The following is a 23,172-nucleotide window of genomic DNA, read 5'->3' on the forward strand; positions in this document are numbered from 1 at the left end:
AACTATTGATCACCGATGCGGTGCTTGGTAAACATGGGAGTCAACGTGTGTGACGCCTCACAAGGGTTAGGCCACCCTCAAATGACACCTGTTACAAATCCATGGGCCGAATTCGAGAAAAAGAGCACTTCAAAAGTGGCAAAAGGCTTCCGGCACGAATGTGAACATGTTCTAATCGTTGCGGCGATGTGGCCACAGACGGGCGTCGTGCGGTGAGCGGTATCAGCAGGATGAGCAAGGAGGATCGCGCGTGAACGAGGTCCTCGCTGTGCCGTTGCGCGCTGTCGGCGGATTTTTCGAACTTGTCGCCGATGTCGCCCGGGCCAGCATTCGACGACCATTCCAAGGGCGCGAGTTCATTGATCAGGCCTGGTTCATCGCACGAGTTTCGATCGTTCCGACGCTGCTGGTCGCGATTCCGTTCACTGTGCTGGTGAGCTTCACGCTCAACATCCTGCTGCGCGAAATCGGCGCCGCCGACCTCAGCGGCGCCGGAGCGGCATTCGGTGCGGTCACCCAGGTCGGTCCCATTGTCACCGTGCTGATCGTCGCGGGCGCCGGCGCCACCGCGATCTGCGCGGACCTCGGCGCCAGAACCATTCGCGAAGAGATCGACGCGATGCGCGTGCTCGGCATCGATCCGGTGCACCGGCTGGTGGTGCCGCGCGTGCTGGCCTCGATGTTCGTGGCATTGATGCTGAACGGCCTGGTGTGCACCATCGGCGTTGTCGGTGGCTTTCTGTTCTCGGTGCTGCTGCAGGATGTGAATCCCGGCGCGTTCGTCAACGGCATCACGCTGCTCACCCATCTGCCCGAGTTGGTCATCTCCGAAGTGAAGGCCGGGTTATTCGGGCTGATCGCCGGACTGGTGGCCTGTTATCTCGGCCTGAATGTCAAAGGCGGTCCCAAGAGTGTCGGTGATGCGGTGAATCAGACCGTCGTCTTCGCCTTTATGGCCCTGTTCGTGGTGAACGTCGTGGTCACCGCCGTCGGCATCAAGTTCTCGGCGCGGTGACCCGATGGCATTCGTAATCCAGTCCCGCTTCCCGCGTACCGTGCGGCGAGTGCGTCGGTTTTCGGACTCGCTCGATGCAGTGGGTAAACATGCGGTCTTCTATGCGCAGACAATCGGTTCCATACCGCGCGCGCTGATGCACTATCGCACCGAGACCATTCGTTTGATCGCCGAAATCAGCATGGGCACAGGCGCTTTGGCGGTGATCGGCGGCACGGTCGTGATCGTCGGATTTCTCACCCTGTTCACCGGCGGCACTATCGCGGTGCAGGGTTACAGTTCGCTCGGCAATATCGGCGTCGAGGCGCTGACGGGCTTCTTCGCGGCATTCATCAATGTGCGCATCGCGGCGCCGGTGATCTCCGGCATCGGCTTGGCGGCCACCATCGGTGCGGGTTCGACCGCGCAGCTGGGCGCCATGCGGGTGGCCGAGGAGATCGACGCGCTGGAGTCCATGGCGATCCGGCCGGTGCCGTATCTGGTCGGCACCCGGGTGCTGGCCGGCATGATCGCGATCGTGCCGCTGTACGCGCTCGCGGTCATCTGTTCGTTCATCGCCAGCCGATTCGCCACCGTGGTCATCTACGGGCAGTCGGCGGGCGTCTACGACCATTACTTCTCCACCTTCCTGATCCCCAGCGACATCCTCTGGTCCTTCGCACAGGCGATCTTCATGGCCTTGGCGGTCATGATGATTCACACCTACTACGGCTATAACGCCGCGGGCGGACCGGTCGGCGTCGGGATCGCGGTCGGCAATGCGGTGCGGGCCTCGTTGGTCGCGGTGGTCACGGTGACGCTGCTGATCTCGCTGGCCATCTACGGCACCTCCGGCAACTTCCATCTCTCCGGGTAGAGCGGTATGGCAACGAAGCAATCGGAAAGCGGCCTCGGCGCAACGTTGCGCGGGGCGTTCGGGCTCAAGCTCGCCGGGCTCGGCATGGTGTTGGCGTTGGTCGCGATCGTGACCATCGCGATGGTCATGTTCGTGGGCGGGTTCACCAAGACGGTCGCCATCACGGTCGACGCGCCGCGCAGCGGCCTGGTGCTCGACCCCGACGCCAAGGTGAAGATTCGGGGCGTGGAGATCGGCCGGGTCTCGCAGATCAAGCAGACCGGCGACGGTGCGAAGCTGACACTGGCGATGGATCCTGAACTGCTGAAGATGGTTCCGTCCAATGCCGTTGTGGATATCAAGTCCACCACGGTATTCGGCGCGAAGTACATCAATTTCGTGGCACCGGACCAGCCCTCGTCCACCCCGCTGAAGCCGGGCTCGACCGTTACGGCCGAAGCGGTGACCGTCGAATTCAATACGCTGTTCCAGCATCTGACCGATGTGCTGCAGAAGATCGAGCCGGAGAAGCTCAACGCGACGCTGTCGGCACTGGGCACCGCGCTGCAGGGACGTGGTGAGAAGCTCGGCGATCTGCTCGCTCGCAGCGATGCCTACCTGCGCGATATCAACCCGAGTCTGCCCGCGCTGCAACGGGATCTGGTGTCCTCGACCGGCGTCACCAATCTGTACGCCGACACCGTGCCGGATCTGCTGCGCACCACCGACAACGCCATCGTGACCAGCCGCACGCTCGTCGAGGAGCAAGAGAATGTCGATGCGATGCTGGCCGATCTCATCGGACTGGCCGATACCACCGGCTCGGTATTGCGCGAGAACGAACAGCCTCTGGTGACGGCGCTGGATCTGCTGCGCCCGACCACCCAGCTGCTCAACGATTACAAGCCCGCGCTGCGCTGCCTCATCAACGGCCTGGCGGCCGTGCTGCCGATTGGTGAGGACATCTTCGGTGGCCGATTCGACGCCGTGCCGTTGAACGCGAGTTTCATGCCCGGTGCCGACGCGTATCAATACCCGCAGGATCTGCCGAAGGTCAACGCCACCGGCGGTCCGCATTGCGACGGCGTGGAGACCCGGGTGCCCGACAGTCACGCGAACTACGTCGTCACCGACACCTCCGAGGGCCATGTGTGGACGCCGTCGACGACGACACATCTGAACGGGCCCAAGGTTTTCCAGATCCTGTTCGCCGGCATGCCGGGGGTGGGGCAGCTGTGAAGTCGCGTGCGACAACCATCAAGCTGACGATCTTCACGCTGGTCATGGCACTGGTCCTGGGCGGACTGGTGATCGTGTTCAGCCAGATGCGCTTTGCCAGGGAGACCGGCTATCACGCGGTGTTCACCAGTTCCTCCGGAATGCTCGACGGGTCCAAGGTGCGCATCGCGGGGGTGCCGGTGGGTTCGGTGACCGGGGTGCATGTCGGCAAGGACAATCTCGCGCACGTCGATTTCGATGTGGACAGCAAGTACCGGCTCTACACCAGCACCAAGGCGACGATCCGCTACGAAAACCTGGTCGGTGACCGGTATCTCGAACTCATGGAGGGCCCCGGCACCGCAGTACGGGTGATGTCGAAGGGCGCCACCATCGGTACCGATCGCACCTCACCCGCGCTCGATCTCGATATGCTGCTCGGCGGCTTCAAACCGCTGCTGCGCGGCCTGGATCCGGCCCAGGTGAACGATCTGACCGAGGCGCTGCTCCAAGTTTTCCAGGGGCAGGGCGGCACGTTGGTCGCGCTGCTCAACAGCTCCGGATCGTTCAGCAAGACCCTCGCCGACCGAGACGCGTTGATCGGCAGTGTGATCGAGAACCTGAAGACCGTGCTCACCACGATCGATGAGCGCGATCAGCAGTTCGGCACCACGCTCGAGGAATTGCAGCGACTGGTCAGCGGATTGGCCGCGGACAAGGATCCGATCGGCGCCGCACTCCCGCGCCTCGCGGGGGCGACCGGCGATCTGACCGACCTGCTCCAGCAGGCGCGCCCGGACCTCAAGGCCACCATCGAACAGACCGGAACCGTCGCCGAGACGCTCGACAACGGCTCCGACACCGTTCAGTGGGTGCTGGAGCGGCTGCCCGAGACCTACCGGAAGCTGGTCCGGATCGGCGCCTACGGTTCGTTCCTGAACATGTACGTGTGCGGCACGAACTTCCTTGTCGACGGTCCCGATGGCAAACCGCTGCATATCACCCTGCCCGGTTTCCAGACGACCGGAAGGTGTGCGAAGAACCGATGAACCCGACCCGATCACGCACCGTCTCCCTCGGCATCGTCGGCATTGTCGTCGCGGTGACGGTTTCGCTGTCCGCACTGCAGGTCGACCGACTGCCGTTCATCCGCTCCGGCGCGACCTACACGGCGTACTTCGCCGATGCGGGTGGGCTGGTCCCGGGTGACCAGGTACAGGTCGCCGGGGTGCGCTCCGGGCGCGTCGAGGAGGTGAAGCTGGATGGTGCGAAGGTGTACGTCCGGTTCACCCTGGACGAGGCGATCCCGCTGGGGCACAAGACGAGTGCGGCCATCAAGACCAATACGGTGCTCGGCCGCAAATCGCTCGAGGTGACTCCCGCCGGGACCGGTTCGACGCATGCCGACGATCCGATTCCCTTGGACCGCACCACCTCTCCGTATTCGCTCACCGATGCCCTCGGCGATCTGTCGAACACCGTCAAGGGCCTGGATATGGATCAGGTCAACAAGACCCTCGACACGTTGTCCACGACGTTCGCCGATACTCCTGCGCCACTGCGTTCGGCACTCGACGGCGTCACCCAGCTCTCGCGCAGCCTCAACGCCAGGGACAAGGCGCTGACCGATCTGCTCGGCCGGGCCCAGAACGTCACCAAGGTGCTCGCCGATCGGAGCAATCAGATCAACGCGTTGCTGGTGGACGGCAATGAGCTGCTCGGTGAACTGGATCGGCGGCGCAGCGCGCTCAGCCAGCTGATCGTCTATGTGAACGGACTCGCGCAGCAGCTCACCGGACTCGTCAACGACAACGAGGCACAGCTGAAACCCACCCTGGACAAGCTGAATTCGGTGCTGAATCTGCTGCAGACCAACAAGGACAACATCGCCAAGGCGGTCGACGGTCTCGGTCCCTTCGCGGCCGCGCTCGGCGAGCAGGTCGGCAGCGGCCCCTACTTCCAGGCATACGTCTCGAACGCGACTACGCGGGGTCTGCAGATACTGGTCGACGCGCTGGTGTGGCCGCAGCATGTGCCGGATTCCTTCCGTGCGTACCTCACCGACCCGGCGCTGCCGTCGATCGAACCCTCGATTCAGGAGCCGCCGCGATGAACGCACTTCGTAACGTCCGGCAGGCGCCGCGCTGGGTCCGCGTGGTCGCCGTGGTGGTCGCCGTCGGCTTGGTCGTCGCTATCGGTTGGTCGGTGCTGTCGCGGATCGGCAAGACCACGATCACCGCGTATTTCCCGTCGACCAACGGCCTGTATGCCGGTGACGAGGTGCGGGTGCTCGGCGTGCACGTCGGGCGGATCGACACCATCGATCCGGGCAAGGACCGGGTGCGGGTCGAGATGACCCTCGATCGCGGTATCGATATCCCGGCCGACGCCAAGGCGGTCATCATCTCGCCCTCGCTGGTGTCGGCACGCTTCATCCAGTTGGCGCCCGCGTACACCGGTGGGCCGAAGTTGGGCGACGGCGGCCAGATTCCGATCGAGCACACCGCGGTTCCGGTCGAATGGGATGACATCAAGACCGAATTGTCCAAGCTGGCAACGACCCTCGGTCCGATCGGCGAGGACAAGCAGGGCTCGTTCGGGCGGTTCGTGAATACCGCCGCCGACAACCTCGCCAACGGCAACGCGCAGGCGCTGCGGGATACGCTGCGCGAGCTGTCGAGCACCTTGAATACGTTGTCGGACGGGCGAACCGACCTTTTCGGCACCATCCGCAATCTGCAGCAGTTCGTGGATGTGCTGTCCAAGAGCAACGATCAGATCGTGCAGTTCGGCGGGCGACTGGCCTCGGTGTCGTCGGTACTGGCGGGCGTCTCCACGGATCTCGGCGAAGGACTGGACAATCTGGATAGCGCCGTCGGCGATGTGCGGCGTTTCTTGGACGAGCGCGGCGGCGCGCTGACCGAGGGCGTTCAGCGGCTGGCCGACGTCACCCAGGTGCTCGCGGATAAACGACCGCAGCTCGAGCAGATATTGCATGCCGGGCCAACGGCGTTGGTGAACTTCTACCAGATCTACGACCCAGCTCAGGGCAGTCTGACCGGTGCCGTTGTCGCACCGAACTTCGCCAACCCGTTCGCCTTCCTGTGTGGCGCGGTCGAGGCGAACGATGCGAACGGATCCGATACCAGTGCCGCCCTCTGCAACCAGTACCTGGCGCCGGTGATCCAGCAGCTGATGATGAACTACCCGCCGCTGCTGACCAATCCGGTATCCAATCAGACCGCTTTCCCGCACCAGCTCGTCTACAGTCCGCCGAGCCTGGCCAATGAGGCTGCTCCCGCACCGGTTTCGAACCCGGTGACGGTACCGAATGGCATTGCCGGACTGGCTATTCCGGGAGGAGGGCGATGATGCGGCGCCGCATGGCCGGTGCGGTGATGGGACTCGCCATCGCCTTGGGAGTCACCGGCTGCCAATGGGACGGCCTCAATTCGCTGCCGATGCCCGGTGCGCAGGGCAATGATCCGAACGCCTACCAGGTGCAGATCCAGATGCCCAATGTCACCACGCTGACCCAGAATTCACCGGTCCGTGTCAACGACGTGACGGTCGGCACGGTGTCGAAGATCGAGGTGCAGGACTGGCACGCGCTGGTCACCGTGAAACTCCAGCACGATGTGCGGCTGCCCGCCAACGCCACCGCCCGGATCGGCCAGACCAGTCTGCTCGGCAGCAACCATCTCGAACTCGCCGCTCCGAAAGACGTTCCGGCGCAGGGTGAGTTGAAGAACGGCGACATCATCCCGCTGGCGCGGGCCGGGGTCTATCCGACCACCGAGCAGACGCTGTCCTCGCTGTCGGTGGTGCTCAACGGCGGCGGCATCAGTCAGCTCGAAACCATCACCCACGAACTGAATGCCACGTTCAACGGTCGCGAGGACGCGATCCGCGATCTGCTGCCGCAGCTGAACGAGCTGACCACCACGCTGGACACCCAGACCAAGGACATCATCGACGCGATGGGCGGACTGGACCGGTTCGCCGGCACGCTGGCCCAGCAGAAGGATCGGGTCGCCGCGGCCATCGAGCAGATCCATCCGGCACTGACCGTGCTGGCCGACCGGCGCGAGAACATCACGCACACCATTACCGCACTCGGCGATCTGAGTGATGTGGTGCAGCGGATCATCGCGCAGGGCGGCGACAACCTGAAGGCGAATCTGGCCAATCTCGCGCCGGTGCTGGAAACCCTTGCCAGCACGGGGAACAACCTCGTCGAGGTGATGAAGGTGCTGTTCACCTTCCCGTTCCCCATGAAGAATCTCGACAACGCGGTCAAGGGCGACTACATGAATTTGATCATGACCGTCGACATCACGGGCAAACGGCTGGATTCGAACTTCCTGACCGGCACCCCGCTCGGCGGCCGATTCGGCGGGGTCGAAGGCGCTCTCGGCGGTTTGGCCGGTACGGCGGAGGGCAACAGCAATCCGGCGACCGCGCCGCTGCAGACGCCGCCGCCCGCCACCGCGTCGCCCACGCCGAGTATCCCTGGGCTGCCGCCGATTCCGGGTCTGCCCGCGATTCCGGGCCTGACGGTTCCGCCCGCCGGGCAAGGAGGTGCGGGTCAATGAAACTCACGCGATTCGTTCGAATCCAATTGGCCATCTTCTCGGTGCTGACGGTGATCGGTTTGGTGGTGATGGGCGGCACCTATGTCGGTCTGCCCGCGATGTTCGGTATCGGCCGCTATCGGGTGACGGTGCAGTTGGCCGCCACCGGCGGGCTGTATCCGACCGCCAATGTCGCCTATCGCGGCACGAATGTCGGCAAGGTGGAAGAGGTTCGGCTCACCCCCATGGGTGTGGACGCGAAACTGTCCATCGACAGCGACTACAAAATTCCCTCGGACGTCGACGCGTGGGTGCGCAGCGTTTCGGCCATCGGCGAGCAGTACGTCGATCTGGTTCCGGCCGCGAATCCCAAGGGCGGCAACCTTTCCGATGGTTCGGTGGTGCCGGTCGAGCGCACGAAACTGCCGGAGGACATCGGTACGGTGCTGGATCGGTCCGATCGGCTGCTGTCCAGCATTGCCGACACCAAGCTGCGCCAAGTGATCGACGATGCGTTCACGGCGTTCAATGGCGCCGGACCGGATCTGCAGAAGTTCATCGATTCCGCTTCGCTGCTGGTGCAGGAGGCGCAGGCCAGCGCGGAACCGACCAAGGATCTGCTGGAAAAGATCGGCCCGCTGCTGGACACCCAGAACCAGTCCGATGCCGCCATCCGGTCCTGGACCCAGGATCTGGCGACCGTCACCGACCAACTGCGGGCGCACGATCCGGCGCTGCGCAATGTGATCAACAAGACCCCGGCCGCGGCACAGCAGGTGAGTTCGCTGTTCCAGGATCTGAAACCGACACTGCCGATACTGCTGTCGAATCTGGTCAGCGTCGGTCAGGTCGGTGTGACCTACCATGCCGGTTTGGAGCAGATCCTGGTGGTCTACCCGCCGCTGACCGCGGCCTTCCTGACCGTGATCCGCGGCCCGATCGAATATGGTGCGGTCGTCGACTTCCATCTCGAGCTCAACGATCCGCCGGGCTGCACCACCGGCTTCCTGCGACCGGACCAGCGCCGGTCGCCGGCCGACCTCACGACTCCGGACTCGCCCCCGGGCATGTACTGCAAGGTCGCGCAGAACGCCCGCGAGGCCGTGCGTGGCATTCGCAACACGCCGTGTATGGAAGTGCCGGGCAAGCGCGCACCGACGCCGGAATTGTGCCGTGACCCGAACGGTTACGTGCCCGAGGGTGACAATCCGCCGTTCGGCCCACCGAATCCGGTGACGCCGTCGGGCGATCCGATCGGTGATCAGGGATCAACCCACCCGGCGGCGAGCAGTACCTCACTGGATCCCGGCAGCGGGACATTCGTAGGACCGGACGGACGCACGTACCGTCAGGGGGATATCGGGAAGGACGGATCCGGCACGATACCGTCGAGTTGGCAGGCGATGCTTCAGGAGCAGCAGATATGAGTGAGCGAAGCGAACGAATCATGACACAGCGTGCTTCGCTCATGCCGGAACCGAGCGCCAGCGAGGTGGAGGCATGAGTGATCCAAGTGTGAAGGGCCGGACCCGGCGACGTGCGGTGCGCTCGGTGGGTCCACCGCCGGAGGACACCAGGGAGATCGTGGAGCGGGATACCGCCGCGGACTCCAGCGAACCGGTCGTGCTGTCGAAGGCTGTGGCTGTCGATGTCACGGTAAAGGCGGACAAGGTCGTGGCCACGCCTGTCGAGAGCGCGAGTGCGTCGGCACCGGCGCGCACCACGGATCTCGTCGATGCCGAACCGAAGATGGGTCGGCCCCGCTGGCTACTCGTCGCCGGCGCGGCGGTGGCCGCGGTCGTGGCGATCGCGCTGGTGATCGGCAGCGGCCTGTTCCTCTACGGCCTGCACAACGCCGACGTCCGGGACGCGCAGCGCGCGGACTACGTGCAGACCGCCAAGCAAGCGATACTCAACCTGACCACCATCAACGACAGCACCGCCAAGGCGGATATCGACCGCGTGCTCGCGGTGGCCTCCGGCGAACTCAAGGCCGAGTATTCCCAGCGCAAGGACGCCTACGCGAGCGTGGTGGAGCAGGCCAAGGTGAAAGCCAGCGGTGAGATCATCGAATCTGCCATCGAGAGCGAGGACGGGAATTCGGCGCGGGTGCTGGTCGCCGCCAAACAGACCCTGACCAATGCGGGTATGGCCGATCCGCAGACGCGGTTCTACCGATTCCGGGTCACCGTCACTCGCGACGACAGCGGGATCACCGCATCACAGGTGGAGTTCGTAGCATGAACCGACGTCGGATAGTCCTAGTAGCGTCGGCACTCGGTCTTGTGCTCATGGCACTGGCCGCCATCTGCGGGATCACCGGATACAAGTACTGGAACGATCGCAAGGCTGAAGACGCGCGCACCCAGGTCGTCCCCGCCGCCCAGCGCACGGTCGAGGCGATGTTCACCTACAACTTCAAGACGGTGGACGCCGAATTGCCCAAGGCCGCGGACAATCTCACGGGCGGTTTCCGCGACGACTACCTGAAGCTGATCAAGGAAGCCATCGCACCGGGCGCCAAGGAGAAGGAACTCAACGTCCAGGCGACCACGCAGGCCAGCGGTGTCGTCTCCGCTGAGCCCGCGCACGCGGTGGTGCTGCTGTATCTGAATCAGGTGAGTACCGGTAAGGATTCGCCGCAGGCCAGTATCAGTACCAGCCGGGTGAAGGTGAGCCTGGACAAGAACGACGGGCACTGGCTCGTCTCGGCGGTCACGCCTATCTGATAGCCCTTGTGGCTCAGCGACTTTCGCGGGGCAGGTGCACGGTGAATGTGGTGCCCTCGCCGGGAGTGCTCTGCACACTCACCTCGCCCTCGTGCGCGGCGACCAACGCTTGCACGATGGACAACCCGAGTCCGGTGCCGCCGCTGGTGCGGGTGCGGGAGGTATCGGTGCGATAGAAGCGTTCGAAGACGCGCTCGGCTTCCTCGGCGGGTAAGCCGGGGCCGGTGTCGGCCACTTCCAGCAGAACCGCGTCATCGGTGGGGGTGAGGCGGACCTTGACGGCGGTGCCGGGTGGGGTGTGGGTGAGGGCATTGTTCAGCAGGTTGGCCAGCACTTGGCGAAGCCGGGCCTCATCGCCGACCACCTCCAATGTGCCTGCGCCCGAACAGATTTCCAATTCGACCGTTCGATGCGGGCCGTCGTCGCCATTGGCCGCGACGACCGCGCGCGCATTGTGCACGGCGTCGCTGGCGATGGCGAGCAGATCGACCGGACCCAGTTCCAATGGGCGCTGCGCGTCCAGTCGGGCCAGCATCAGCAGATCCTCGACCAGCAGACCCATGCGCTGGGCCTCGTGTTCGATGCGATCCATGAACAGGGCCGGATCCGCGGTCGCGCCTTGGCGATACAGCTCGGCGAAGCCGCGGATGGTGGTGAGCGGGGTGCGCAGTTCGTGGCTCGCGTCAGCGATGAAGCGGCGCATCTTCGATTCGGAGCGCCGCGCCGCGGCCTCGGAGGCTTCGGTCGCGGCGAAGGCGGTCTGGATCTGGGCCAGCATGCCGTTGAGCGATTGGGACAGTCGGTCGACCTCGGTATTGGTGCCGCGCACCGGAACTCGGCGATACAGATCGCCCGCGGCGATGGCGGCGGCGGTCTTCTCGACCGCGCGCAACGGGCGCAGACTGCGGCGGATCACGAAGTAGGCGAGTACCGCGAGCGCGGCGAGTACGGCGGCGCCGACCATGAGCTGCAGCATGATCAACCGGTTGGCGGTGTCGATGTTCTCGGTGAGCGGTATCGCGACGGTCGTCGTCGTATCGGGTGTCACCGCCGTGATGGTTCGCCATTTGACCGTGGCACCGTTCCTGGAGCCGACGGTCGTCGGTTTGGTGATGACCCTGCCGCCGGGCGAGTCGGCGGTCGGCCGCCCTTCGGGTGGCTCCGGCAGCACGGGTTCGGCTTCGACATTGAACGGTCTGGTCTCGAAGTAGACGGTGGCGTTGCCGCCCGGGGTCGGTTGGGTGCGGATGTAGAAGGTGCTGGACGGATGCGGCGGATTGGCCGGGTTCACGGGTCTGGGCCGCGACCACGCCATGGCCGCATCGCGCAGTTGCTGATCGGTGCGATGGGTCAGCGATTTCTCCAACGCGGAGGTGACGACCATCCCGGATGCCAGCAGACCCAGCGCGGATAGCAGCACGAGCGCGACCACCAGGGTAACGCGCAGCGGTATCGCCGACGATCTGCGCGACAGTTCGCGACGGGTCCTGGCGATCCGGGAGGCGGTCATTTCTCGGTTTGGCGCACGCGATTGGGCGCGCGCATCACGTAGCCGACGCCACGCAGGGTGTGGATCAAACGCTGATCACCGGTATCGACTTTCTTGCGCAGATACGACACATATGTCTCGACCACACCCACTTCACCGCCGAAGTCGTAGCGCCACACGTGGTCCAGGATGCGCGGCTTGCTGAGCACCGTGCCCGCGTTGACCATGAAGTAGCGCAGCAGCGTGAATTCGGTGGGGGACAACGCGACCGGCTCGCCCGCCTTCCACACCTCGTGGGTGTCGTCGTCGAGTTCGATATCCTCGAACCGAATTCGGGAACTCTCGCGCTGCGGTGCGGTATGGCCGAAGCGGCGCAACACGACTCGCAGCCGGGCCACCACTTCCTCGAGGCTGAACGGTTTGGTGATGTAGTCGTCGGCGCCGAGGGTGAGTCCGGCGACCTTGTCCTGCACGTCATCGCGTGCGGTGAGGAACAGCACCGGTGCGTCGATACCGTCGGCGCGCAGGCGGCGCAGCAGCCCGAACCCGTCCATCCCGGGCATCATCACATCGACGATCAGCGCCTGCGGCCGGAAAGTGCGCGCCTTGTCCAGCGCCTGCGCCCCATCGATCGCCGTATCGACCGCGAACCCCTGATAGCGCAGACTCACCGACAGGAGCTCCACGATCATCGGCTCGTCGTCCACCACCAGCACCCTGGCCTCGGGTGTGGTCTCCGCAGGCGCACCACTCATTGCCTCATAATCCGGCAATCAACTGGGAATTGTCTGGTCCTTAGCTGGGTGAATGCTGTGAACTCTGCCGCGCGGCGCGCTGTTCGCGGTTCTGTCGGGATTTGAACTGACGCCCCTCCGGGCGCATCCCCCAGTGTCGGGTCAACGGGCGGTGAGGACGTGCGCCCACGGCTCGTCGATGTCGGCAAGACCCAGCACGGCGGTCACATTGTCGAGCATTCCGGCGCCGAACCAGTGCCGCACGGCGTCGTCGTCGCCCAGCAGCTGCCGAACGGTGTCAACCTGCTTGGCGTAGCACCGACGCACGGCCTGCCCTACCAGCGGCTCGCCGGCGGCACAGTTCGCGTGCATGAGGAAGCGCAGGATAGCCCGGTCCGCGACGAGCGCGGCGTAGGCGCCGCGCGCCGCATCCACCGCCGCCTCGGACGCAGGCCCGGCCCCACCCGACGCCGGCGAGTGCGCGACCAAGGTTTCGGTCATCACAACGGACACGTGGTCGACCGCCGCCGCGAACAGCGCTTGCTTGTTCGGGTACAGGCGATAGAGATACGGCTGAGAGATGCCGACCCACTCGGCTATCTCGTGCGTCGTCGTACCGTAGAAACCCTTCTGCGCGAAGCAATCGATCGCGGCGGCCACGATGGCTCGACGTCGTTCGTCGCTCTTCGTCGTAGTGCCGGCGGCGGGCATGGGCGTCAGTCAAACACGGCTCCCACTCAGCCTCCAAAAGTCACGCTGAGGTCAGGGTCGGACGGCACGTCGTGGGGTGTGAGTGCCTCGATCGCTACCAGCGGATTCCAGTAGTCCAGGTAGTGGGTGATGAGCGCGTCGTCATCGGTCCGGACGACAGAGATGCACGTCTGCTCGTACGGCTTGCCGGTCGGCCGTGCGGTGCCCGTCGAGCGGAATTCGACAATCACGAGACTCGGATCGACCGTCTTGTGGAACACCAGGTCGGCGAACTCTACGTCAAAGGTCTCGGGAAAGTGACTCATGTGTGCGAACAGTGCGTCTCGCCCAGTTACCCGTCGAGGCACGCCGGCTGGCGCGAACGGGAACTCGAGCACCGCGTCCGGGGCGAACAGCTTCACCCATTCGTCGGTGCGTCCTGCGGCGGTAAGGCGCAGGTGCTCGGACACGGTGTGCTGGGCAGCGGCGCGGCGGTTGGTGTCGTCTTCCTCGACTGTCATATTTTCTCCTACGTTAGTGGTCGCTCTATAACTTATCGGTTCGCGGCAGCCAGGTCAATCGGTGGCCGCTCCTCGCGGAAGGCGGATGCAGATGACGGGACCGCCGAAATCGCGCGGAGCCCGACGTCGAGTTGGGTGGGGTTCGGAAATGATCGGTGCCACCGTCTCCCCGACGGAGTTCGATCCCGTCGTTCGCAACTCAGGGGGCCTTGTGGGCTCCGGTCATGAGTGCGGCCAGATCTTCCGGATGCAGGAAGGACGGTGGTGGCGGCGGACCCCAGTTGAACAAACCCTTTGCGCCTTCAAGGGTTTCAGGGCTCCACAACTGGTCGTCGACGATGCAGTCCATATCGGAGTAGTACTCGCTGAAATTGCCTGCGGGATCTTTGAGGTACCAGAAGAAATTGGAGCCCGCGTGGTGACGGCCCAGGCCCCACACGTGGCGCTCCGGATTGTCCTCGAGCATTGCGAACGCCCCGCGCCCGACCTCGTCGATGTCCTCCACCTGCCAGGAGGTGTGGTGCAGAAAGCACACCGGTGCGGCCAGGACCAGCACATTGTGATGGTCGGTGGAGCAACGCAGAAACGCGCCGTGGTCCTTGATGTAGTCGCTCGCCTTGAAACCGAGCCCTTCGACGAAGAACCGCATGGTGGTTTCCAGATCGGTGGTGCCCAGGACGGCGTGCCCCAGTTTGCGGGGCCGGACCGGGCGTGTGCGATCGATGAAAGCCGCTCGTTTCCCGGTTCTCTCGATACGGCCGGGGCCGTTGTAGGGAGTGGGCGGGGTGTAGGGCTGGATGATGCGCGGTGTGACATTCATATTGATCTGCGAGCCGGTGATCGGTTCGGTTGCGCGAAGTACGTTGGGGTGCAAGGAAACCTGTATGCCGAGGCGTCCCAGTCGGGCAGCGGTGGCTTCGAGGTCATCGGCGTCATCTGCGGCGATGCCGAGCTCTACCAAGCGGCGATGGGCCGAGTGGACGATCTCGAGCTGGTCGCCGCCGTCTTGGGTCGCGAACCAGCCGTCGCCGCGGGGCGTCAAACCGAAATCGGTGTAGTAGGACTCGGTTTCGGCCGTATTGGGGACACCGATGGTGACGTGGGAAAGGCCGTGCAGTGCCATGACCTACTCCTCCGACTCGGCCACGAAGGTCTGATGCAGTTCACCGATTCCCTCGATCCAGCTGTCCAGTCGCTCGCCGGGCTGAATGAACCGCTTGGGTTCGCGGCCGACGCCGACGCCGGCGGGGGTGCCGGTGAAGATGATGTCGCCCGGATAGAGCGGGGTGGTGTGCGACAGTTTGGAGATGAGCTTGGGCACGGAGAAGATCAGCTCGCGTGTGCGGCCCTTCTGCATCTGTTCGCCGTCGAGGGTGCAGCCCAGTTCGAGGTCGTCACGGTTGTCGAGCTCATCGGTGGTGACCAGCCACGGGCCCATCGGCGCGAAACCCGGGAACGACTTGCCGAGACTGAATTGGGGTGCGGGACCGGCCAACTGGGAGGAACGTTCGGAGATATCCTGCCCGGCGGTGAGCCCGGCGACGTAATCCCAGGCGTCGGCCTCGCTGACCTTCGCCGCAGTGCGGCCGATGACCGCCACCAACTCCACTTCCCAGTCGACGGTGCCGCCGGTCGGGATGACGACCTCGGTGTCGGGGCCGCTGAAGCTGCTGACGAACTTGGTGAAGACCGGCGGGATCTGGGTCGGCGATTCGAAACCGGATTCCGCGGCGTGCGCGCTGTAGTTCAGGCCGATCGCGAAGGTCTGGCGGGGCGCCGGGGACGGTGCGCCGAGTGCCCGCCGATCGATTTCGACACCGTCGGTGTCCGCGTGTTCCGCTGCATCGGCCCAGGCCCGGAACGCATCCCAGTTCTCGTAGATAGGGGACAGGTCGGGTCCGAAACGGCCTTCGCTCGCGGTCGCGATATCGATGGCGCACTGTCCGTGAACGAGAACCGCCCGGCCGCCGAGGTTTGCGATACGCACGTCAATTGCTCCTTGTCTGGGTGGCCGGATCGGCCGATGGATGAACCTGTACCCGGAGATGCCGGGAGTACTGGGAGATGAGGCCGCCGACGGCTTGCGCGTCGTGTGCGGCTCCGAAAATGTAGGCATCGGGGCGCACCAGTGCCGTGGTGGCACCGAATTGCGCGAACCAGGAATGCCATTCGTCGTCGGCATCGATCAGCACGGTGGCGTTGATGTTCGGAGTGGCCGTGTTGGACCCGGATGTGAACGACGTCAGGACGATCAACCGAACCCCGAGGTCGGTGAGCTCGGCGCGGGTTTGCTCGCCGAGGGTTTCAGGAAGCTGTGCGTCGATGGTGAGCAGCACGGCGGTGTTCGCGCCGACCAGATCGTCGAGAAGTGCGGTCCTACCATCGAGTCCGGCACGGAACTGCGGCGACAGGGTGCCGCGCACAGCGGGCAGGTCGATTCCAGTCGCCACGACGCCGGGCCCGAGTACCGGCTGAGCCGAAATCGGGAGCACCGCAGCAGGATCGGCATTGCCCGCGATCATGCGAGCATCGCGTCGTGCGGCGGCTTCCTCGTCGAGCACGCAGATGACCTTGCCCAGCTCCACCGACATGGCGATCGCGTGCTGGATGTGGGTGAGGCGTTCGCTGGTGTAGGTGTCCAGCAGCGCTGGATCCGATCGCCCGCGCAGTACTCGATCGAGCTTCCAGCTCAGATTGGCCGCGTCACGGATGCCCGAGCACATGCCCTGACCGGCGAATGGCGGCATATTGTGGGCCGCATCGCCGACGAGGAAGAGCCGGCCTTCATTCCAGTGGTCGGCCCATCGAGCCTGGAAGGTGTAGACCGCATGCCGCTCCAGGACGGTGTTCTCGGGTGTACGGCCCCACGGTTCCATCAGCCGCCACGCGGTGTCGCTGCGGTTGAGATCCTCGAGCGACTCACCCGGTAGCCGCATGAACTCCCATCGGCGCCTCCCCGGCCCGCCGGAGACGATCGTGGTCGGCCGGACGGGGTCGCACAGTTGCCAGTTCTGCGGTGACCACACCAGGTTGTCCTGCGGGAGGGTGTCCACGATCAGCCAATCGAAGTAGAACCCGAGGTCCTGCATCGAGGTCGACATCTGTTCGCGGACAAAGCTGTTGGCTCCGTCCGCGCCGATCACATAGCGAGCGTGGATCTCCGCGATGGCGCCGTCCGCACCGGTGTGGGTGAGCACGACGTCCTGGTCGAGTTCGGCGACGAGCCGGATCACCTCACGGCCGCGCCGCACCGTCACCCGCGGCATGGTGGCGACCGCGTCGCCCAGCACCTGCTCGAGTTCGGGCTGGGAGAAGAAGTTCGCCACCGGCCATCCGGAGGGACCGAGCCCGGACCAGTCGATTCGCACCAGTGAATCACCGTTGCGGTTGCGCCATTCGTAATGGTCGGGAACCGGCGCGGAAATGGCCTCGATCTCCTCGCGCAGGCCCATTGCCTGGAACACCCGCCCGATTTCATGGTCGAAATGCACCGCACGTGGCAGTGGGTACAGTGAGGGCCAGCGCTCCAGCACGATCACCGAATGACCTGCCCGGCCCAGCATACGCGCGACCGCCAGCCCGACCGGACCGGCACCGACCACCGCTACGTCGTATATCGGCTCCTGCACGAAAACTCCCTTATCCGAAACACTTTGAGATCACAGCGCGGCGATGACCGCGGCAATGAGGAAGATGAGCGCCACGACCGCGACGCTGGTACGGGCGAAATGGAAACGCCGCCAGAACGCGCGCAGGCCCTCGGCGCCCTCGGGCGGCGTGCCCTCGGGGAGCCGGCGGAACTTCGAGTTGATCGGCTCGCCGAATATGATCGAACCGATCATGATCACTGCCAGGCAGACCAGGCCGAGCCAGCCGAACATTCGTGAGGTACCCGATGACTGGGTGGAGAACAGCACTGCCCCGAGGCCTGCGAGCGATACGAAGATGGGCATCATCGGATCGACGTGTTCGAGCGTGCGCCGGAAGTCGGTCGCATACTCGACCACCGACATTCGGTTCCATACCGCGAGCCGGTCAACGGCGATGACCCAGATTCCACCGGTGGCGAGCCCACCGAACAGCAGCATCAAGATCGCGCCCGCGTTCGCGAGATTCGACATGATCAGTCCTCGTTTCCGGCATGGTCGCTATCGGTGGCGTGCGGGGACACGATCAGCGACTTTCGAATCACTTTCTGCGGCAGGCGATTTTGTCGCGTGCTTCAACCGCTCCGCACTGAATGAGTGCGGAGCTGGAATCGGATCGGATGGCTATCCCCCGGCGGGAACGGGTTTGGCGACGAGCTCGGTCCAGCCGAGAATGTCGAGGTCGATCGGTTCGGCTACGGTGCCGCACGTGCCACAGGTGCGAGCGTCGAGATCGGCGCTGAAACGGGCACAGGCGGTCGCGTAGATCGGTGCGGCCTCGGCGTCATTGTCGTGTTCCCATTCCAGGCGGTGCAGTTCCGCGCCACACGTCTGGCAGAACCAGGCCGCGGCAACGAGTCCTGGTTCGAGCGCGACATAGCGCAGCATTACGCCCTCTTCGATGGGCTCGATACGGTGCGGAGTGCCTGCCGGGATGTAGACGTTGTCGCCGACCTGAGCAATGAAGTAGTTGACATTGCTGTTGCGCATACTGATTCGGGACGAGCCCGACATCTGGACGATAATCGTGTCCTTGGCGAAGATCTGATAGAACGGCTGGTCGACCCAGTTCCTTGACAGCACCAGCTGGGGATCGACATCGATCGGCAGGACCGCGAGGTCGGCGTAATTGCCAACGGTGGCACCGGTTTTGAAGGCTGACAGCATACGGCGGCGCGACATCTGATTATCCCTCTTCCTTCGCGGTCGTGCGTAGTGCGTGGTAGGCCGCGTTGGCGACCCGGGTCTGTTCGACCACTCGGCCCCAGCCCCAAGGGTCGGCTGGGAAATCGGTGTTCACGTGCCCGCAATTGCCACAGGTGCGACCGGCATCGGAGTTGCGGATCGCCGCGAATTCGTGGGATCCGACCATGGTGGAGAACTGTCGGTAGACATCGTCGGCCCTGCCGAATCGGGTCGGATCGAAATCCGGTGCGCCTTCGGGGCCGGCATAGTATTCGTGCCGAAGCATTTCCTTCTTGCAGCTCTGGCATTTGGCGACCATGGCTTCCTTCTGTCCGGCCTCCTCGGACTGCAACTGGGTGACCGTCACCAGCACGAATGCTTCGGGGTTCGCCTGGTCGCGCAGAAAGGAATTCACGCCGTGGAACTTCTGCAGTGCCATGATCTGGCCGGTTTGCAGCATCGCGTCATTCGCGCCGAAGATCACCGTCACTTCCGACACCGAGTTGGCATGGAAGAAATGCCCGTGATCCTTGCCGGGTTCCCCGTACATGAGCGCCCCGCACGGCACCATGGCGCCCGCGTCGTCGTACGGGAAGATCGGGACCAGCTCGGCGCCGGCTTTCGCCATTCGCTCGTACACGCTGACTTTCAACGGTTCCCGCTTGCCCGTTGGCAGCGGGATTCGCTTTCCGGCAGTCATCTCGGGGATGGCTGCCGCGGCTTCAATGGCTTGGCTCACATCATTCTCCTTCGAACTGTGCCCCATGCGTGCCCGCCGGTCCGGGGTCGGGCGGGCACCCATGGGCGGGCCGGACGCGAGGCGGTGACGCCAGGTACGGGCGAAGCCCTGAAATGGCGTCCGGGCCGAGTGGCGGCTGACTGTACCCACCTGATTGTGTCGCATCATAAGGAACAGTGACCCGTGTCACGCGACAACACTAGCAAGAGTCGATACCGTCGGCAAGCGCGGCCCGCCCGGCGAAGCTGTCTGCGCGAAGGTGGTCGAGGGGAAACGAGTTCGGTGACCTCCGCGTGAACCTGATGGTTCGCGAAGGTCACCGAAAGTGACTGGTGGTGCGGTGTTGTCGGCTACCCGATGCGGCCGCTGAGTTCGTCCGCGATGCGGATGGTGGTGGCGGCGGTGGTCCTCACCCACTCCTGGTCGACGCGCGAACGGGGCGCTGTCACGGCGATCGATGCGCGTGCCCGCCCGGCGCGGTCGCGCACGACGGTGCCGACGGCGCTGACATCGTTCTCGCTCTCGGCGTTGTTGATCGCGTAACCCCGGTCGCGAGTCTCGGCCAGTTGGGCGAACAGGGCGGCTCTGCTGTTGAGTGCAGTGCTGGTCGGCGCTTCGAGTTTCTCGTTCGGATACAACGCCAGCAGGTCTTCCTCGTCGAGTTCGGCCAGGAGTGCTTTGCCGCTCGCGGTCGAATGGGCGGGCAGTGTCCAGCCGATGCGGCTACCGGTGCGCACGATCTGCTGACTTTCGATGCTGTCGAGGAACAGCACCTCGGGTCCACGCAGTATTGCCAGATGGACCGTCTCGTTGGTCTCGGTCCAGAGTTTGGTCAGCGCAGTGCGGGCGATCACCCGGATATCCATGTTCTGCACGACGGCCAGCCCGATGTCGACCAGGGCTGGTCCTGGCTGATACGCCCGGGAGAACTCGTCCTGTTCGACGAACTGGTGGTAGCTCAGCGTCGAGAGCATTCGATGAACGGTCGAACGGGACAAGCCCATTTCGCGGCTGACCTCGTTGACTCGGAGCTGTTTGCTGTTCTCGAACAGTCGCAGCAGGCGCAGTACGTTGTCGACCGCTCCGATCAGGCCGGCGGGTCGCTCTTCGGTTTCCTCATCCGAATTGTCCACTCGCGCAGGCTTGGTGGTGCTGCCCGGCTGATCGACGCGATTGACATTCATGAGTTCACGGTATCTCACAGGGCCGCGATTCCCGCTGGTCGCACCGGCTGGCACCCAAAATATGGGATCCAGTGCAGGTCGCGATAGGGAACATTGGCTCTCATAGTGAAACCAAAGTGCTGGTGACGCCCCGCGCGCAATGGCACCATATGGAACATTGTTCCTTAGTGTGCGACGTCAGAGTCTGTGGAGTTCGGCAATGCCGGACCCTTCTTCGGCCGGTTCGGCGCGGACTGGACAAGCCGCTACCGCCGCGACCTTCTTGCGGTGTGACCCACGACGTGTCATTATGGGTGACAGTGTTCCGTATAGTGACACCAATCTAGGAGATTGATATGCCCTTCTTTCTGAGCCTCCATCAGGCCCCCGGATTGTCCGCCGAGGAAGTCGCCGGCTTCGGGCCCGAGGTAGCCAAGGGTGTGCACGCGACGTTCAAGCGGCTGGAAGCCAATACCGATACGGGGTTCATCGTGACCCTGTACGAGGCGGCCGACGCGGCGTCGGTCGAGCAGGAGTTCGAGCGGGTCGGATTTCCGTTCGACTCCATCAACGAGATCGACCTGACGCTCGATGAGGTGGGTCTGAGCGCTCTGGTCGCGGAATGACAGCGGGAGTGCGGGCGACGGCCGCACCTCGGATCGAGCGGGACATCACGTTGCAGTTCCGCGCCGACTGGGGCCAGGCGAATATGACCCGTATCTGCGGATGGCTGGCCCAGGAGATCGGCGACAGGTCCGGTGCCGGTTCACGTTTCGCCACCTGGGCGGGGCGCGGCGGCCGCGATCAGACTGATGCGCTGCTCGCGGGCGATGTCGACATCACCGTGATGACCCCGGCCCCGGCCATCCGGCTCGTCTTCGACGGCTGCGGACCGATCGGGATCGGCCCGCAGCCGAACCTGCGGGCTCTGGGCTCGATCACTCACCGTGACCGTCTGGTCATCGCGGTCGATGCGAGCCTGCCGGTGCATAGGATGTCCGATCTTGCGAAGGTCGCCGACCAACTGGTCATCGCGACCTGCGCGGAGGACGGGATCAACACCATCGGTATGGCCGCCCATCACGGGTTGCGGCTGGCCGGGGCGGACCCGGAAACCCTGGTAGCCGACGGCGCCCGTTTCGCCTACTGGGAGCGGCCTTTCCCCGCACTCCACGCGTTCACCACCGGCCAGGCCAACGTGCTGATCAATGAAGCGATCATGATGCCGGTCTGGCAGCGCATCGCCGACCGACGGCCGGTTCGCTACCTGGACTGGGGAGACGAGGTCATCGACGGCTTCGCCGAACTCGGCTGGGGCACGGCCACTGTCGAAGCCGGATACCTTCCTGGTCTCGAAAGTGACCTCCGCACACTGGATTTCGCCGATCTGGTGGTGCTCTGCCGCGACGATCTGCCCGACGATATCGCCTACCTGGCGACCTGGTGCATGGTCCAGCAGCGCAAGGCGCTCGAGGCTCAATACATGCACCTGGCCCCCGACCACACGCCGGTCGGCTACCCCCTGGATCCGGCCGCGATGGCGAAGACTCCGGTCCCGCTACATCCGGCCGCGCAGCGAGCGTACGCCGACCTGGCACAGGAGGAGCCCGCCGCCGACGGGTTGATCTGGAGCTGACCATGATCGAAACAGATCTGCTGATCACCGGAGCCGGTCCGGCTGGGCTATTCGCCTGCTACTACGCAGGCCTGCGCGGATTGCGTGTCGCCCTCGTCGACAGCCTCCCGCACCTGGGCGGGCAGACCGCAGCGCTGTATCCGGAGAAATTCATCTACGACGTCGCCGGCTTTCCTGCGGTCCGCGGCCGGGACCTCATCGATCGCCTGGTCGAGCAGGCGACGACCGCCGATACGACCATTCTGCTGAATCAAGAGGCCACCACGCTCGAGGACCAGCCCGACGGTTCGCTGATCATGACCACCGCGACGGGCACCCGTATCCATGCCGGCGCGGTCCTGGTCACTGCGGGCATCGGCCGATTCAGTCCGCGGCCGCTGCCCGCGCTGGACGGATTCACCGGGCGCGGCGTCGAATACGTCGTAGGCTCGCCCGAGCAGTACGCAAACGATCACGTGATCGTTGTCGGCGGCGGAGACAGTGCGGTGGACTGGGCGAATTCCCTTGTCTCACACGCACGCTCGGTCACCGTTGTGCACCGGCGCAACCGCTTCCGGGCGCACGAGAGCGCGCTGGCCCAGCTGTCGGCCACCCCGGCGCGCATGATCATCAACAGCGAGATCGCGCAGGTGCACGGCAACGGCTCGCTGCGCGCGGTGACAGTCCGCGATTGCGTCGATAACACCAGCGAGCAACTCGACGCCACCATCCTCATTCCCGCTCTCGGTTATATCGCCGCGCTCGGCCCACTGACCCAGTGGGGGCTGCACATGACCGATAAGCAGATCGAAGTCGATACCACCATGGCCACCAGCCGATCTCGCGTATTCGCCGCCGGTGACATCACTACCTACCCCGGCAAGGTGCAACTGATCGCGGTCGGATTCGGCGAGGCAGCCACGGCCGTCAACAACATCGCGGTGACGCTGCGGCCCGGAGAAGCCCTGTTCCCCGGTCACTCCACCGAGATGTCGCCCCAGCCGGTGGCCTGAAGATG

At 64.6% G+C, this 23,172-nt stretch carries 24 protein-coding genes; 13 read left to right on the plus strand and 11 right to left on the minus strand.

Going from position 1 to position 23,172, the window contains the following annotated elements; genetic code table 11:
- Positions 1 to 250 precede the first annotated feature (250 nt).
- The 10 genes from OG874_RS38320 to OG874_RS38365 all read left to right on the plus strand — a co-directional run bounded on the left by OG874_RS38320 (position 251) and on the right by OG874_RS38365 (position 10,371).
- The gene (locus OG874_RS38320) at positions 251 to 1,015 is read left to right on the plus strand and encodes an MlaE family ABC transporter permease (RefSeq protein ID WP_330251922.1); all 765 of its coding nucleotides are present in this window, start codon (positions 251 to 253) and stop codon (positions 1,013 to 1,015) included.
- A 4-nt stretch (positions 1,016 to 1,019) separates the two neighbouring features.
- Positions 1,020 to 1,871 (plus strand): MlaE family ABC transporter permease, encoded by an 852-nt coding sequence (locus OG874_RS38325; RefSeq protein WP_330251923.1) that lies wholly within the window; start codon positions 1,020 to 1,022, stop codon positions 1,869 to 1,871.
- Positions 1,872 to 1,877: 6 nt separating this feature from the next.
- Positions 1,878 to 3,089, plus strand: coding sequence for an MCE family protein (locus tag OG874_RS38330; RefSeq protein WP_330251924.1), 1,212 nt, complete (start codon positions 1,878 to 1,880; stop codon positions 3,087 to 3,089).
- Positions 3,086 to 4,117 (plus strand): MCE family protein, encoded by a 1,032-nt coding sequence (locus OG874_RS38335; RefSeq protein WP_330251925.1) that lies wholly within the window; start codon positions 3,086 to 3,088, stop codon positions 4,115 to 4,117. The genes OG874_RS38330 and OG874_RS38335 overlap by 4 nt, the downstream gene beginning before the upstream one ends.
- On the plus strand, positions 4,114 to 5,181 hold the full coding sequence (locus OG874_RS38340) for an MCE family protein (protein ID WP_330251926.1): 1,068 nt from the start codon (positions 4,114 to 4,116) through the stop codon (positions 5,179 to 5,181). The genes OG874_RS38335 and OG874_RS38340 overlap by 4 nt, the downstream gene beginning before the upstream one ends.
- The gene (locus OG874_RS38345; protein ID WP_330251927.1) at positions 5,178 to 6,440 is read left to right on the plus strand and encodes an MCE family protein; all 1,263 of its coding nucleotides are present in this window, start codon (positions 5,178 to 5,180) and stop codon (positions 6,438 to 6,440) included. The genes OG874_RS38340 and OG874_RS38345 overlap by 4 nt, the downstream gene beginning before the upstream one ends.
- A complete protein-coding gene (locus tag OG874_RS38350) occupies positions 6,437 to 7,663 on the plus strand; it encodes an MCE family protein (protein WP_330251928.1) in 1,227 nt (408 codons plus the stop codon). Before OG874_RS38345 ends, OG874_RS38350 begins: the two co-directional genes overlap by 4 nt.
- Positions 7,660 to 9,069: an MCE family protein gene (locus OG874_RS38355; protein WP_330251929.1), complete on the plus strand. Its 1,410-nt coding sequence runs from the start codon at positions 7,660 to 7,662 to the stop codon at positions 9,067 to 9,069. The genes OG874_RS38350 and OG874_RS38355 overlap by 4 nt, the downstream gene beginning before the upstream one ends.
- A 73-nt stretch (positions 9,070 to 9,142) precedes the next feature.
- Positions 9,143 to 9,886: a hypothetical protein gene (locus OG874_RS38360; RefSeq protein WP_330251930.1), complete on the plus strand. Its 744-nt coding sequence runs from the start codon at positions 9,143 to 9,145 to the stop codon at positions 9,884 to 9,886.
- Positions 9,883 to 10,371, plus strand: coding sequence for a h domain protein (locus tag OG874_RS38365; protein ID WP_330251931.1), 489 nt, complete (start codon positions 9,883 to 9,885; stop codon positions 10,369 to 10,371). Before OG874_RS38360 ends, OG874_RS38365 begins: the two co-directional genes overlap by 4 nt.
- Before the next feature lie 13 nt (positions 10,372 to 10,384).
- On the opposite strand, the gene OG874_RS38370 is transcribed toward OG874_RS38365, so the two are convergent.
- From OG874_RS38370 to OG874_RS38420, 11 genes are all read right to left on the minus strand, one after another.
- The gene (locus OG874_RS38370; protein ID WP_330251932.1) at positions 10,385 to 11,881 is read right to left on the minus strand and encodes a sensor histidine kinase; all 1,497 of its coding nucleotides are present in this window, start codon (positions 11,879 to 11,881) and stop codon (positions 10,385 to 10,387) included.
- The gene (locus tag OG874_RS38375; protein ID WP_330251933.1) at positions 11,878 to 12,615 is read right to left on the minus strand and encodes a response regulator transcription factor; all 738 of its coding nucleotides are present in this window, start codon (positions 12,613 to 12,615) and stop codon (positions 11,878 to 11,880) included. Before OG874_RS38375 ends, OG874_RS38370 begins: the two co-directional genes overlap by 4 nt.
- Positions 12,616 to 12,756: 141 nt before the next feature.
- On the minus strand, positions 12,757 to 13,305 hold the full coding sequence (locus OG874_RS38380; RefSeq protein ID WP_330251934.1) for a TetR/AcrR family transcriptional regulator: 549 nt from the start codon (positions 13,303 to 13,305) through the stop codon (positions 12,757 to 12,759).
- A 26-nt stretch (positions 13,306 to 13,331) separates the two neighbouring features.
- Positions 13,332 to 13,805: a nuclear transport factor 2 family protein gene (locus OG874_RS38385; protein ID WP_330251935.1), complete on the minus strand. Its 474-nt coding sequence runs from the start codon at positions 13,803 to 13,805 to the stop codon at positions 13,332 to 13,334.
- Positions 13,806 to 14,004: 199 nt separating this feature from the next.
- On the minus strand, positions 14,005 to 14,928 hold the full coding sequence (locus OG874_RS38390) for a VOC family protein (RefSeq protein ID WP_330251936.1): 924 nt from the start codon (positions 14,926 to 14,928) through the stop codon (positions 14,005 to 14,007).
- Positions 14,929 to 14,931: 3 nt separating this feature from the next.
- Positions 14,932 to 15,792, minus strand: coding sequence for a fumarylacetoacetate hydrolase family protein (locus OG874_RS38395; RefSeq protein ID WP_330251937.1), 861 nt, complete (start codon positions 15,790 to 15,792; stop codon positions 14,932 to 14,934).
- 1 nt (position 15,793) lies between these two features.
- Positions 15,794 to 17,434: a bifunctional 3-(3-hydroxy-phenyl)propionate/3-hydroxycinnamic acid hydroxylase MhpA gene (mhpA, locus tag OG874_RS38400; RefSeq protein ID WP_330251938.1), complete on the minus strand. Its 1,641-nt coding sequence runs from the start codon at positions 17,432 to 17,434 to the stop codon at positions 15,794 to 15,796.
- Between the two features lie 30 nt (positions 17,435 to 17,464).
- Positions 17,465 to 17,926, minus strand: coding sequence for an anthrone oxygenase family protein (locus OG874_RS38405; RefSeq protein ID WP_330251939.1), 462 nt, complete (start codon positions 17,924 to 17,926; stop codon positions 17,465 to 17,467).
- A gap of 150 nt (positions 17,927 to 18,076) precedes the next feature.
- Positions 18,077 to 18,634 carry a hypothetical protein gene (locus OG874_RS38410; RefSeq protein ID WP_330251940.1) on the minus strand — a complete coding sequence of 186 codons (558 nt, stop codon included), beginning with the start codon at positions 18,632 to 18,634 and terminating at the stop codon, positions 18,077 to 18,079.
- Positions 18,635 to 18,638: 4 nt separating this feature from the next.
- Entirely contained in the window at positions 18,639 to 19,376 is a 738-nt protein-coding gene (locus tag OG874_RS38415; protein WP_330251941.1) for a hypothetical protein, read from the minus strand.
- A 350-nt stretch (positions 19,377 to 19,726) separates the two neighbouring features.
- Positions 19,727 to 20,560: an IclR family transcriptional regulator gene (locus OG874_RS38420; protein ID WP_330251942.1), complete on the minus strand. Its 834-nt coding sequence runs from the start codon at positions 20,558 to 20,560 to the stop codon at positions 19,727 to 19,729.
- 335 nt (positions 20,561 to 20,895) lie between these two features.
- On the opposite strand from OG874_RS38420, the gene OG874_RS38425 reads away from it, so the two are divergent.
- From OG874_RS38425 to OG874_RS38435, 3 genes are read left to right on the plus strand one after another with little or no spacing between them, the layout of a single operon-like run.
- The gene (locus tag OG874_RS38425; RefSeq protein ID WP_330251943.1) at positions 20,896 to 21,165 is read left to right on the plus strand and encodes a nickel-binding protein; all 270 of its coding nucleotides are present in this window, start codon (positions 20,896 to 20,898) and stop codon (positions 21,163 to 21,165) included.
- Positions 21,162 to 22,175, plus strand: coding sequence for a TAXI family TRAP transporter solute-binding subunit (locus OG874_RS38430; protein WP_330251944.1), 1,014 nt, complete (start codon positions 21,162 to 21,164; stop codon positions 22,173 to 22,175). Before OG874_RS38425 ends, OG874_RS38430 begins: the two co-directional genes overlap by 4 nt.
- 2 nt (positions 22,176 to 22,177) lie before the next feature.
- Positions 22,178 to 23,167 (plus strand): NAD(P)/FAD-dependent oxidoreductase, encoded by a 990-nt coding sequence (locus OG874_RS38435; RefSeq protein ID WP_330251945.1) that lies wholly within the window; start codon positions 22,178 to 22,180, stop codon positions 23,165 to 23,167.
- Positions 23,168 to 23,172 lie beyond the last annotated feature (5 nt).

This window comes from Nocardia sp. NBC_00565 (assembly GCF_036345915.1).
Lineage (GTDB): Bacteria > Actinomycetota > Actinomycetes > Mycobacteriales > Mycobacteriaceae > Nocardia.